This is a genomic window from Pseudomonas sp. TWR2-1-1, assembly GCF_049897045.1.
GTDB classification, from domain to species: Bacteria; Pseudomonadota; Gammaproteobacteria; order Pseudomonadales; family Pseudomonadaceae; genus Aquipseudomonas; species Aquipseudomonas versuta.
The window spans coordinates 467,404-480,150 of record NZ_JAFCVM010000003.1 but is presented as its reverse complement, the minus strand read 5'-3'; the positions used below and the strand labels follow the sequence as shown (position 1 = coordinate 480,150).

Genomic DNA, 12,747 nt, shown 5'->3' with positions numbered 1-12,747 from the left:
AATGAACAACAAAGGCCGGGAATGCTTGTGCACCAGACTGGCGTGTTTGGCGTCAGTTGCTGGCAGCATGGATGCCATAAGAACTGGAGATGCGCCCCATGAAAATCGTGATTGCCCCCGACTCGTTCAAAGACAGCCTGAGTGCCGAAAAAGTCGCCGATGCCATTGCGGCCGGTCTGGCTGAGGTATTGCCGCACGCTCAGTTGGTCAAGTGCCCGATGGCGGATGGCGGCGAGGGCACGGTGGAAGCGATCGTGGCCGCAGGCAATGGCCAGTTGCGCCGCAACCAGGTTCAAGGCCCGCTGGGCGCAGTGGTCGATGCCCATTGGGGCTGGCTGCCGGACAGCCATACGGCAATCATTGAAATGGCTGAAGCCAGCGGCTTGCAGCTGGTTGCCACGGCCCATCGCGACGCGTGCATCAGCAGCACCTTCGGCACAGGGCAATTGATCGGAGCGGCACTCGATGCAGGAGCCCGGCGCATCATCCTCGCCATTGGCGGCAGCGCCACCAATGATGCCGGCGCCGGTGCGCTGCAGGCATTGGGCCTGGGCCTGTTCGACGACCAGGACCAGCCTCTGGCCCGTGGCGGGCTGGCCCTGGCCAGGGTGGCACGGGTTGAGCTGGCAGGACTCGATCCGCGCCTGGCGCAGGTGCGCTTCGAGATTGCCGCAGACGTCAATAACCCCCTGTGCGGCGAACACGGCGCATCCGCCGTTTTCGGCCCGCAAAAAGGCGCATCTCCCGAGCAGGTCCAGTTACTGGACAAAGCGCTGGGGCATTTTGCCGATCACTGCGCCAGGGTTTTGCCCGCAGATGTTCGCCATGAGCCAGGCTCGGGTGCCGCAGGCGGGCTGGGGTTTGCGGCCAAGGCATTTTTCGCTGCACAGTTTCGCGCCGGTGTCGAAGTGGTGGCCGAACTGGTGGGCCTGGCCGAGGCCGTGAAAGGTGCGGATCTGGTGATAACCGGTGAAGGTCGTTTCGATGCGCAAACCTTACGCGGCAAAACCCCGTTTGGTGTCGCGCGCATCGCCCGGGCCCAGGATGTACCGGTGATTGTACTGGCCGGCACCCTCGGCGAGGGCTACCAGACCATGTACGAGCACGGGGTCAATGCCGCATTTGCCATTACCAGTGGCCCGATGAGCCTGGAAGACGCCTGTACCGGGGCAGCGCACTTGCTCACCGACCGCGCGCGGGACATAGCCCGCTTGTTGAGCCTGAAACCGCGCCCGTATTAACCGGCTCCCCGTATCGATTGAACCGTAGTCGCTGACGAGGCACGAGGCTGCGAGCTGTTTGGATGTGATACCGCCACGGGTTTTCTGTGACACCGTCAAACAAGGTCCTGGGGACCTTCTCGCAGCCTTCGTGCTTCGTCAGCGACTACGGGCAGCCTGGCGGTTTGCTATGGCCGGTATGGCTTCGAAGCCCGATCGTGTAAGCTTTGTGGCTCTTCGCATTCGACCCTTAGCGAGCCCTATGCCGTCGCTCTTCAAACGCTCCTTGCTGCCTAAACTACGCAGCTTCCCCCTGTCCGCCGATGCTTTCAGGATATTGCCCGGCGCAGCTGATTTTCGTCGCTGCCTGCTGGAGCAGATCGCGGGTGCCCGACAGCGCATCACGCTGGTGGCTTTGTACCTGCAACAGGACGAAGCCGGACAGGAAATCCTCGACGCCCTGCACGCAGCCAAAGCCGCCCGTCCCGAGCTTGAAATCGTGGTCCTGGTGGATTGGCTGCGCGCCCAGCGGGGGCTGATCGGTGCCGGCAAACAGCCCGGCAATGCCGCCTGGTATCAGGCGCAAACCGCGGCCCACAGCAGCCACGTACCGATTTACGGCGTGCCGGTACAAACCCGGGAACTGTTCGGGGTCCTGCACCTCAAGGGTTTTATCGTTGACGATTGCGTGATTTACAGCGGTGCCAGCCTGAACAACGTCTACTTGCACAAATTCGACAAGTACCGTTTCGACCGCTACCACCTGCTGTACAACAAGCCGCTGGCAGATTCCATGCAGCGCTTTATCGAGCAGGACCTGATCCAGGCCAAGGCCGTGCATCGCCTCGATCTGCCGGCATTGCCTTCTACACGCAGCTTGCGCAGTGCCATTGGCGATTTACGCAGCCAGCTGAAAAAAGCCGCCTACGACACCAGCGCCGGGACCACCGGGCACTTCGGCCTGTCGGTCAGCCCGCTGCTGGGGGTCGGCAAGAACAACGCGCTGAGCCGGGTGATTTGCGAACTGATTGCCAACAGTCAGCAACAACTGACTATTTGCACACCGTATTTCAACTTGCCGCTACCCGTGACCCGCGAAATCAACCGGGCCCTGGAGCGCGGGGTAAAGATCGATATCGTGGTCGGAGACAAGACCGCCAACGACTTCTATATCCCGCCGAGCGAGCCGTTCAAGGTCATCGCGGCATTGCCTTACCTGTACGAGCTAAGCTTGCGCCGGTTTGCCAAAAGCCATCAGCGCATGATCGATAGCGGTTTGTTGAACCTGCACCTGTGGCGCGACGCCGACAACACCTTCCACCTCAAGGGCATGTGGGTCGATGACCGCTACACCTTGCTGACCGGCAACAATCTGAACCCGCGTGCGTTCCGTCTGGATCTGGAAAACGGCTTGTTGATCGATGATCCGCGCCGCGAACTGCTGGAGCCGCGCAGCAAGGAACTGGCGGCGATTTTTGCCAACACCCGGCGCATAGACAGCTTCAAGAACCTTGAAACACTGCCTGATTACCCGCCAGCCGTGGCCAAATTTCTGCGCCGGGTCAGCCGGGTACGGATCGAACGGTTGCTGTACAGGATTCTCTGATTGCTGGCGGGCAGGCCTGCCCGCCAGCACTGATCAAGGGGTACCCGGAATGTACGCCACGCTGCCTTCTTCCCGTCGATGCAGCAAACGCTCGCCGTTGGCAGGCTGACTGGTAACCGTCTGATGATCGACGCTCAGATACCCCAGGGGCAGGGCGTCTCCATTGCGGTACTGAGCAAAAATCAACGTGCGCTGTGGATTGAAATGCTCGCCGCTGGTTTTATCCAGCCATGCCATCAACCCCGCGCTGTCGCCTTCCCTGGGGAAGTCCTGGCCCGAGTCGACAAAATAGAACGGCTGGCCCTGATTCTGTACATACATGGGCAGTTTGTTGTCGACATCGATCATCACCATCCGCCACTCATCCCAGGGCGCCTGTTCACTGGCACGGGCCTTGACGTCCTGGCCGAACTGAATGACACCGCCGCCGCCATTGGACCAGGGGTAAAACACCCCGAGCACCAGCAACACGACCAGGGCGCCGAGCCCAAAACCGATGTTCCAGCGCCGGCCCGTGCTCTTGCGTTGGGCGATACGTTCGCTCACCCACCAGGCCGCCAACAGCTGGGCAAACGGTACGAGCGGCAACACGTAGTAACTGCGCCGGCTGCCGCTGGCGGTGAAGAATACAAACAACAGCCCCAGCCCCCATACCAGCCAACGGGTATTGGGTTCGATGTGACGCCAGCGGCGAATGGCAACCCACAGGCCGATCATCCAGAACGGCGCCCAGGGCAGGGTGTACGCCGGGAGATACAGCAGGTAGGTGTAAATTGGCCCCATATGGTCGAAGGGCTGAAAGAAGCGCACCACGTTTTCCCGCAGCACCAGGCTCAGGCCGCTTTCGCCATAGGTCTGGGCGCCATACAAGTGCGACAGAACAAAGGGCAGCATGTAAACAGTTGACGCAACGATCAGGGCCATGACCAGCCGCAGATTGAGATGACGCTTCCAGCGCTGCTCGCTCAATAGATGGGGGAGCAGCACCAGGCCAGGCAAGATAAAACCGATCAAGCCTTTGAGCAGGGACGTCAGGGCCAGCAACAGGAAAAACACGCAATAGCGGCTGAAACGGGTGTCCTGCGGGCCGCGCCAATACCACCAGACGGCGGCCAGCAGGCCGCACACGGTTAAAATGTCGGCCGTCGCCACCCGTGCCCAAAACACAAAGTAAAAGGTCGTGGCCAGCATCCAGCCCGCTATCAGGCCGGTACCTTTGCGAAACAGGCGCTCGCCGATCAGATAGACCAGCCAGATACTCAGCCACGCCGCAATAACCGAAGACAGACGCAGTGACCAGTGATTCAGCCCCCCCATCAGTCCTGCAGTCGCGGTAATCAGCCAGTACGATGGCAAAGGCTTGTCGTAGTAAGGCGAGCCTTTGAGGTACGGGTCCAGATAATCACCGCTCTGCAGCATCTGCAGGGCGATGTTGGCCCAGCGGGTTTCTGGCCCCCAAAGCTCCCGCGAGCCCAACCCCAGCAACAGAATCAATGCCGAGCCCGCCAACAACATCAGCAAGGCCCGGCGCTCCGGGCTCCAACGATTAATCGCCATCATTATTCAGGCTTATCCTTAGGGAAGATGTAAATCGCCAGGTTGCCGCGCTCGTAGCGTTTGCCACCCAGGGGCAGCAGTTCGACTTCGTGCACTTCAAGTGCCGAATGGATGCGCATCACCACACCGACAGAACCGCGCTGGCGCGCCGTTTTCATCCAGCCGGCGATGCTATCGATATCAACCTGACGCGCTGCTGAATCAGGATAATCCAGCCCGTATTTAAGCTCGCCGGTGGTGTTGTAGAGGTTTACCTCGGGTCGGCCCAGACGCCAGGCCAGGGCTGAAGCAGCGCCCAGATCATTACTGAGCAAGGTGTCGGCCCCGGCCAGCTCTTGCAGATGTTCGGCAATGAACTGGTCCGGCATTTTGCTGTTGATGATGTCATTCGGCATCGCTGCCGGTAACAAGGCCACCAGCAGCCCGATGCCCAGCGCCGCAGCGGCCCATAGCTTCAACGGCCGCAGGGCTTGCAAGGCATTGGCCAGGATCCAGCCAGTGAGCACGATAAAACCCAGTGACAGGCTGAACATTTCGCTGCTGTCATAAACCGGGCGGTAGGCCTGCAAATAAATCAGTCCCCCCAGTCCTGCCACGCCCAGCAGCACGTTGAGCAGGCCGTTGATCCGGATCAGCCGCCCGCGGCCCTGGTTCAGCCACGAGATCAGCCCATGGCCCATCAACAGCGCCAGTGGCAGCAGGCAAGGCAGGATGTAAGTTGGCAATTTGCCCTTGCTCACACTGAGCACACCCAGAGGCAGCAGCAGCCATAGCAACAAAAATCCAAAGGCGGGCCGGTGTTTGTGCTTCCAGGCATCGATCAGGGCTGAGGGCAGCAAAGCGGCCCATGGCAGGCAGGCAGCGAACAGCAGCGGCAGATAGAACCACCAGGGCTGCGTATGCTGGGCATTGATGGCGCTGAAGCGGCGAACGTGTTCGTTCCAGAAAAAAAACTGCCAGAAATCCGGTTCCTGATGCTGTATTGCCAATGCCCAGGGCAAGCACAGTGCCACCGCGAGCAAAATCGCCAGTGGGCCGTAGATCAATAAATCCTTAAACCGCCGCTGCCACAGGGCATAGGGTATGCCTATCAAAACCGGTAACAGCAAGGCCAGAAAGCCTTTGGTCATAAAGCCCATGCCACAGGCAATGCCCAGCATGGCCCAGGCACACAAGCGCCCACGGCGGCTGTGGCTGTCCAGGGCGAACCATAACGCCACGAGGCTGAGGTTGACCCAAAAGGTGAATTGCGGGTCCAGATCGGCATAACCGGCCTGACCGGCAACCAGGCCGAAACTCATGTAGAGCAGGGCGCTGGCAAAGGTTTTGCGCGGGTCATTCCACAGTCGCCGGGCCATCAGCCATACCAGCCAGACACTCAGGCCGCTCGCCAGCGCAGAGGCGATCCGCACGCCAAACAGGTTTTCGCCGAACACTGCTTGCCCGACGGCGATCATCCAGTAGCCGGCAACCGGCTTTTCGAAGTAGCGCAGGCCCATAAAATGCGGCGCGACCCAATTGCCGCTGTGGAGCATGCCCTGGCTGACCTGGGCATAGCGGGTTTCGTCAGGCGTCCATAACCCGTGGGTCATTAATGGCAGCAGATAAAACAGGAAAAAGGCCAGCAGCAGCGCAGGCACGGCCCAGCGCTGAAGATGACCGGATGAGGGATGTTGAGCAACGACAGCTACCATGCTTGCACCTGCGAACCCCTGATGGGCGTGATTTATGGCGGGCACATTAGAGGGCGACAGGTGGCGGCGAGGTGAAGTAGATGTGAAAAATATGCCGGGATTTGTGTTCCCGATCATGATCTTGCTTACAAGTTGATACGTATTCGTGTGCACTGACAGCCCCGGCAGGCTTGACCTCTGCTCTTTATCGCGACTCGCCAGGCGGGCAGGGCATTCAGCCTGTTGCGGGCCGAAAAAACTGACCTGAGGCGATATGTCGCAGGTCGCCCCGTTATCGCCCGGTTTGGCTGGCTGCGAGCGACCATGTGCACTACCGCGGGGCAGTCCGGCCGTGCGGGCCGCAGGTGAGAGTGTTAAATTTGGCGCCCATGAAACGCGTCTACCCCACAGCAATCGTGCGTACTTGAGCCTAATGCCCGGGCAACGCACACACCTGCCGCGTACTGCGCCGGGTGAAGGCTTTTATTGGTAATAAAAGCCGCTTAAAGGAACCTCATACATGAATGAATTACTGACTCGCCGCCATGTGGTTGCAGGACTTGGCGTGCTCGGTCTCGGTTTGCTTGCCGGCTGCGACATGGGCAGCGGTTTGTCATACAAGTACGCAAAAGACCTGAGCAATGAAATCCTGGGGCGCAAGTTCAAGCTGCGGGACGTCGATGGCAACGAAATGATGCTGGGCAGTTTCCGCGGCATGATGCCGATGATTTTCTTCGGCTTTACCCAGTGCCCGGCCGTATGCCCGACTGCGCTGGCCCGTGCTGCCCAGGCCAAGAAAATGATGGGCCCCGACGGTGACCGGTTGCAGGTGGTGTTTATCACCCTCGATCCCGAACGTGACAAGCCCGCCATGCTCGATGCCTATGTAAAAGCCTTCGATCCGACGTTTATCGCGCTGTCCGGCACCCTGGAAGAAACAGCGGCCACGGCCAAGGAATTCAAGGTTTTTTACGAGAAAATCCCTACCGGCGACTCCTATACCCTGTCGCACACCGCCACCAGTTTCGTCTTCGATTCCCGTGGCGTGCTGCGCATGGGCCTGTCACCTTCGCTGTCGGCCAAGCAGTGCACCGAAGACCTGCTCACCGTCATGTCAGTCTGCTGATTTAACGCACCTTTGAATGAGCCATTCCTATGAAACCCGTCAAGTATCTGTTGCTGTCCCTGCTGGGCATGAGCCTGCATGTTTCGGCGCAAACCGTGGTCGATGATGCCTGGGTCCGCGCGACTGTTGCCGGCCAGCCTTCGAGCGGTGCCTTCATGCACATCACCGCCAGTTCCGACAGCAAGCTGGTCGAAGTCAAATCCCCGGTTGCCAAAACGGTGCAGATCCATGAGTCGACGATGAAAAATGACGTCATGAGCATGCACGCAGTACCCTCGGTGGCATTGCCGGCCGGCAAGACCGTCGCCATTGATCCAGAGGGCTACCACGTGATGCTGATGGACCTGACGGGGCAGATCAAAGAGGGTGACACCGTACCGCTGACCCTGATCGTCGAAGACAGCAAAGGGGTCAAAGAAGCCATTGAAGTCACGGCCAAGGCCCGCGCCCTGAACAGCATGCAGATGAACATGCATGACCACGGCGCCATGCATCACTGATCCCCCCGTAGGAGCGAGCTTGCTCGCGAGCTCTTAAATGCTGCGTTGAAAAGCTCGCTCCTACAGGAGTCAGTCGCCCGGCCGTTAAAAACGTCCGGTCAGCGGGTATTCAACGGCCAGCCGGATCTGATCGGTATCCAGTTCGGCCTGGGCTGTATTGCCCCGATGCACGTTATGACGCAGTGACAGGATGGTGCCCTTCGCGGTACCGCTCTGAATCACATAGCGTGCTTCCAGGTCCCGCTCCCAGTGTTTCCCGCCCTTGCCATACCCCAGATACGCATAGCCGCCACGGGGGTCAACATGACTGCCGTCGATCTGGCTGCCCCGCACATACGCAGCGCTGAACACCAGGCCGGGCATGCCCCACGGCGTCATCCCCAGGTCGTAACGGGCCTGCCACGATTGTTCGTTTGGCGCGTTGAAGTCAGACAGCTGTACGGCATTGGTGAGAAAAATCGCTCCCCGCGTTACATAGTCGAACGGCGTATCGCCATGCACCTTCTGATAACCCAGGCTGAAACTGTGGGGGCCCTGAGCGTAGGTGCTCATCAGGCTCCAGGTGGTGTTGTCGATATTGCCTGACAGCGCCTTGCCTTCATCGGTAGTGCGATACAGGTTGAAGTTGAACGTCAGCGAGCGGTTCTCATCAATCGCCTGGCTGTACAGGGCGCCCAGATACTGCTGGTTCCAGGTGTCCTCGTAGCGCGAGCTGTAAAGGCTGGCACTGAGATTTTTACTCGGCGTATAGACCACCCCGGCCAGGTCGAAGGCATCACCTTTGGGGCCGTTGGAGTAATTGACCACAAAGCCTTGGTCGTGACTGCTGGCGTTACGGTCGGTGCTCCCGGTGAAATGCCCGCCGACCATCTTCAGGGCATTGAATTCATTGCTGGTCAAAAACACTCCAGTGGCGGTTTCCGGCAGCAGGCGGCTGTCGGATGAGCTGAACACCGGGGTTTTGACCCGTTGTTCGCCCCAGGACAGCACGGTGTCCGACATGCGCAGTTTTATCGCCGCACCGCCACGGCCGAAGTTGTCCTTGGGGTAGCCGTCGTTATCCAGACCCAGCAGGCGCGCCTTGCCAGCGCGGCCACCACCACTGTCCAGTTTGACGCCAAGGTAGGCGTGGGCATCCACCCCGACCCCGATCAGGCCCTGGGTAAAACCTGATTGCAACGTGCCCATCAACCCGTAGGCCCATTCCTCGGCATAGCCATTGCGTTCCGCGCGCGGTTTATAGGCATTGCGAGCTCCGCTGTTGCGGGCGCCGTGGCGATACTCGCGGCTGTCGTAAACCGTGCGGTTGACCAGGCTCCAGGTGCTGTCACCGATCAAGCCGGCGGACTGTGATTGCGCGGAGTCGGCCAGGGCCAGGGGGCTTGCGAGAGCCAGAAGGATCGCCGAGCGAGTATGGACAGCTGTCATTACGGAACCTGTAACGGAGTAAAGGGGATTGACGGGCGCATGTTAGTTGAACCGCCAGAAATCGCTGCTCGTATCAGAGATATTTCAACCAGGAAATATCTCTGCGCCGGGCTTTAAGCCCGGCAAACCAGCGCACTGGCAGGTAAAGCGCAGCTGCCAGCAAAACCGCCGTCAGCCACACCGGCCCCATACCCTCGAACCCGAAGTAGCTGCCCTGATTCAGACCAAACAGCGCCACGCTCAGCAGATACAGCACTTTGAGCACATACAAGTGCAGCAGATAGAAGAACATCGGCGCGGCGCCAAACACGGCCAGCACGGCGATCCATTTGCCCTGTCGGACCCGCTCAAAGGCCAGTAACAGCAACAGGCCGACACCCAGGGTCAGGGTCAGGAACAGCAGCGAAGGCGGGTATTTGGTGATGTTGAAAAAACTCATCAGCGTCTGCACCGGATGGTCATGCGCCACCCACTGCGCCTCGCCGTAACCGTTAAGCAAACGCAGCGCGACAAACCCCAGCAGCGCGCCAGCACCCGCGAGCAACAGATAACGCTGACGCACGGCCGCCGAAGCACAACGGGCGAACCAGGGCCCGATGCAGTAGCCCAGGGCAATCACGCCGATCCACGGCAATACCGGGTAGGAAGTGCGCAGGCGCAGGCTGTCGGAAAACTCGATCCAGCCCCGGTCATGCAAAATCGCCCAAGGCACATGCAGCGCCGAGCCTGCAGCAAAGTGCAGCGTGTCGAGCAGGTTATGCCCGGCGATGATGCCAATGGCGAGCAATAACAGGACCGGCCGTGGCAGCCACACCAGCGCGGCCAGGGCGATCATGCTTAACCCGATGGCCCAGATCACCTGCAGATAGATGACCGACGGCGGGAGCTGGAAGGTCCAGGCGAAATTCACCAGGGTTAACTCCAGCACCACCAGAAACAGGCCGCGCTTGAACAGGAATGCCGAGACGTCACGCTTGCCCTGATATTTTTCGCCGTACAGATACGCCGACAGTCCGGTAAGCAACACAAACACCGGGGCACACAGGTGAGCGAGGGTACGGCTGAGAAACAGCAGCGGCTCGGTGCTGTCGATGCTCATGGGGTCAGCCACTTGACGGTGCAGGAAGAAAGTCTCGCGCACGTGGTCCAGCAGCATAAACAGGATAACCAGACCCCGAAGGGCATCAATGGACGGCAGGCGCTGAGCTGAGGGTGGGGCTTGGGGTACGGTTGGCATGAAGGGGGGTCACAGACAATGAATGTATAAGTTGTCGTTACCTTATAACGTTTCTAGCTGGGATGTCATCCCCGACGAACCTATGCAGGAGCGAGCCTGCCTGTGTAGGAGCGAGCTTGCCTCGCGAGCTCTTCAGCGCGGCGAGGAAAAGCTCGCGAGGCAAGCTCGCTCCTACAGGGCAGCCTCTACAGACTTAACGCCGTACTTTGATCCATGCCATCAGCAATGCAGAAGACAGAACCCCGGCCGTCATGAAGATATAAGCGCCACCCGGGTTGCCGGTCAGACCGATCAGATAGCCCACGATCCATGAACCGACAAAGGCACCCAGCGCCCCGCAGGCATTGATCAGGCCGATGGCGCCGCCGAACACGTTGGCCGGCAGCAGTTCCGGGATCAGTGCAAAGAACGGCCCGTAAGGGGCGTAAAGCGCCGCACCGGCAATGCACAGCAAAACAAACGACAGCCAGAAGTGCGAAGAGCCCAGCAGGTAGGAGCAGAAAAACGCCAGGGCCCCCAGCGCCAGTAGCGGCCAGATAAAGTGTTTGCGTTGCTGGGTTTTGTCCGAGGCCCAAGACACGGCCAGCATGGTTGCAACGGCGGCCACGTAAGGCACTGCGCTCAGCCAGCCCACCGTCACAATGTCGGCTGCCGCAGCCTGTTTGATAATGGTCGGCAGCCACATGATGAAGCCGTACACACCGATACTCCAAAGCGCGTGTACACAGCAGAGCTGAATCACGATCGGGCTGGTAAAGGCCTGACGGTAATTACGCACCTGTTGCAAGCCTTTTTGTTCATCTGCAAGGGTCGCGGCCAGTTGGGTCTTTTCGTCCCGGGTCAGCCAGCTGACCTGCTCGGGCTTGTCCCGGGCCATGCGCCACCAGACAAACGCCCACAGCACGGCAGGCGCGCCCTCGATCACAAACATCTCGCGCCAGCCCCAGGCCTGGATCAGGTACCCGGACACCACCGACATCCACAGCACGGTCACCGGGTTGCCCAGTACCAGAAAGGTATTGGCCCGGGAACGCTCCTTGCGGGTAAACCAGTTGCTGATAAAAATCAGCATCGCCGGCATCACGGCCGCTTCGACAATGCCCAGCGATACCCGAATGATCATCAGCATCGGGATATTGGTAACCAGCCCCGTGGCCATGGCGCACAACCCCCACAGGATCAGGCTCCAGAACACCAGTTTGCGCACACTGTATTTCTGCGCGTAGATCGCTCCGGGTACCTGGAAGAAAAAGTACCCGAGGAAGAACAGGGCGCCGATCAGCGATGACATGCCCTTGGTGATGCCCAGGTCCTGCTCGATCCCGGCAGCACTGGCAAAGCCGTAGTTGGCCCGGTCCAGGTAAGCGAGGCTATAGGTGATGAAAATCAGCGGAATCAGATACAGCCAGCGCCTGGGTGCAAAACCCTTGCCCTGGGTGATGGCATCGCGCGCCAGTGGCGCTTGTTCAAAGGTGCTCATGGGTGTCCCCTGTTATTGTTTTTTTCAGCTGCGGGTTCATACAACGCTGGTCAGGCCGCCATCCACAAACAGGGTTTGACCGTTAATAAAGTCCGAGGCAGGGGAGGCCAGAAATACCGCCGCGCCGCACAACTCCTCGACCTGGCCCCAACGTCCTGCGGGTGTGCGTTTGCACAGCCACTCGCTGAACTCTTGGTTATCCACCAGGGCGCGGTTCATCTCGGTGGCAAAGTACCCCGGTGCCAGGCCATTGGCCTGAATCCCGTGGCGCGCCCATTCGGCACACATGCCTTTGGTGAGCATTTTCACCGCGCCCTTGGACGCGGCATAAGGCGCGATAGTTGGCCGGGCCAGTTCGCTTTGTACTGAACAGATGTTGATGATCTTGCCGCGGCCACGGGCAATCATGTGCCGGGCAACCGCCTGGGACACATGGAACACACCATCCAGATTGACCCGCATCAGGTCATGCCAGTCATTGGCGTCGTACTCCTCAAGGGGCGCGCGGCGCTGGATCCCGGCGTTGTTGATCAGGATATCGATGGCCCCGGTCTCGGCCTCAAAGGTGTTGATGGCGGCAAATAGCTGTTCGCGATCGGTGACGTCGAACACCGCGAACTCTGCGCTGATACCTTCGTCGCGTAATTGGCTGGCCACCCGGCTGGCTTTGTCGATATTGCGATCATTGATCACCACCGTTGCACCGGCGGCGCCCAGGCCCCTGGCCAGCTCAAGGCCAATGCCTTTTCCGGAACCGGTGATCAAAGCCCTGCGCCCATTGAGCTGGAAGCTCGTGATATTGAATGACATGCTGTTCTCCCGGGCCGTTTATTATGTTCGTAGGCCCGGACGGTACTTCACCCCAGGCCGCGAACAGCGTCCAATCGTAATTGTTGATGTGGTGATCAAATACTTTGATC

At 59.7% G+C, this 12,747-nt stretch carries 10 protein-coding genes; 4 read left to right on the top strand and 6 right to left on the bottom strand.

From position 1 onward, the window contains the following. Positions 1-98 precede the first annotated feature (98 nt). Together ACP7BO_RS10350 and pssA are read left to right on the top strand one after the other, a co-directional pair. Entirely contained in the window at positions 99-1,241 is a 1,143-nt protein-coding gene (locus ACP7BO_RS10350; RefSeq protein WP_426210103.1) for a glycerate kinase, read from the top strand. A 241-nt stretch (positions 1,242-1,482) separates the two neighbouring features. Then, positions 1,483-2,826: a CDP-diacylglycerol--serine O-phosphatidyltransferase gene (gene pssA, locus ACP7BO_RS10345; RefSeq protein ID WP_060692458.1), complete on the top strand. Its 1,344-nt coding sequence runs from the start codon at positions 1,483-1,485 to the stop codon at positions 2,824-2,826. 33 nt (positions 2,827-2,859) lie between these two features. On the opposite strand, the gene ACP7BO_RS10340 is transcribed toward pssA, so the two are convergent. Both ACP7BO_RS10340 and arnT read right to left on the bottom strand, forming a co-directional pair. Further along, complete coding sequence (locus tag ACP7BO_RS10340) at positions 2,860-4,386, bottom strand: ArnT family glycosyltransferase (RefSeq protein ID WP_426210101.1); 1,527 nt, start codon at positions 4,384-4,386, stop codon at positions 2,860-2,862. Further along, entirely contained in the window at positions 4,386-6,077 is a 1,692-nt protein-coding gene (arnT, locus tag ACP7BO_RS10335; protein ID WP_426210099.1) for a lipid IV(A) 4-amino-4-deoxy-L-arabinosyltransferase, read from the bottom strand. Before arnT ends, ACP7BO_RS10340 begins: the two co-directional genes overlap by 1 nt. Before the next feature lie 499 nt (positions 6,078-6,576). Between arnT and ACP7BO_RS10330 the strand changes: the two genes are divergently transcribed. Further along, positions 6,577-7,182, top strand: a complete 606-nt coding sequence (locus tag ACP7BO_RS10330) for an SCO family protein (RefSeq protein ID WP_060692463.1) — start codon at positions 6,577-6,579, stop codon at positions 7,180-7,182. 29 nt (positions 7,183-7,211) lie between these two features. Continuing rightward, a complete protein-coding gene (locus tag ACP7BO_RS10325) occupies positions 7,212-7,682 on the top strand; it encodes a copper chaperone PCu(A)C (RefSeq protein WP_426210096.1) in 471 nt (156 codons plus the stop codon). An 84-nt stretch (positions 7,683-7,766) separates the two neighbouring features. Here the strand turns inward: ACP7BO_RS10325 and ACP7BO_RS10320 are convergent, their stop codons facing one another. The 4 genes from ACP7BO_RS10320 to ACP7BO_RS10305 form a co-directional block, all read right to left on the bottom strand. Next, positions 7,767-9,110: an OprD family porin gene (locus ACP7BO_RS10320; RefSeq protein WP_426210094.1), complete on the bottom strand. Its 1,344-nt coding sequence runs from the start codon at positions 9,108-9,110 to the stop codon at positions 7,767-7,769. 73 nt (positions 9,111-9,183) lie between these two features. Continuing rightward, positions 9,184-10,347, bottom strand: coding sequence for a DUF1624 domain-containing protein (locus tag ACP7BO_RS10315; protein WP_426210092.1), 1,164 nt, complete (start codon positions 10,345-10,347; stop codon positions 9,184-9,186). A 193-nt stretch (positions 10,348-10,540) separates the two neighbouring features. Next, positions 10,541-11,827 carry an MFS transporter gene (locus ACP7BO_RS10310; RefSeq protein WP_426210090.1) on the bottom strand — a complete coding sequence of 429 codons (1,287 nt, stop codon included), beginning with the start codon at positions 11,825-11,827 and terminating at the stop codon, positions 10,541-10,543. Between the two features lie 36 nt (positions 11,828-11,863). Continuing rightward, complete coding sequence (locus ACP7BO_RS10305; protein ID WP_397456781.1) at positions 11,864-12,637, bottom strand: SDR family NAD(P)-dependent oxidoreductase; 774 nt, start codon at positions 12,635-12,637, stop codon at positions 11,864-11,866. Positions 12,638-12,747: the final 110 nt, after the last annotated feature.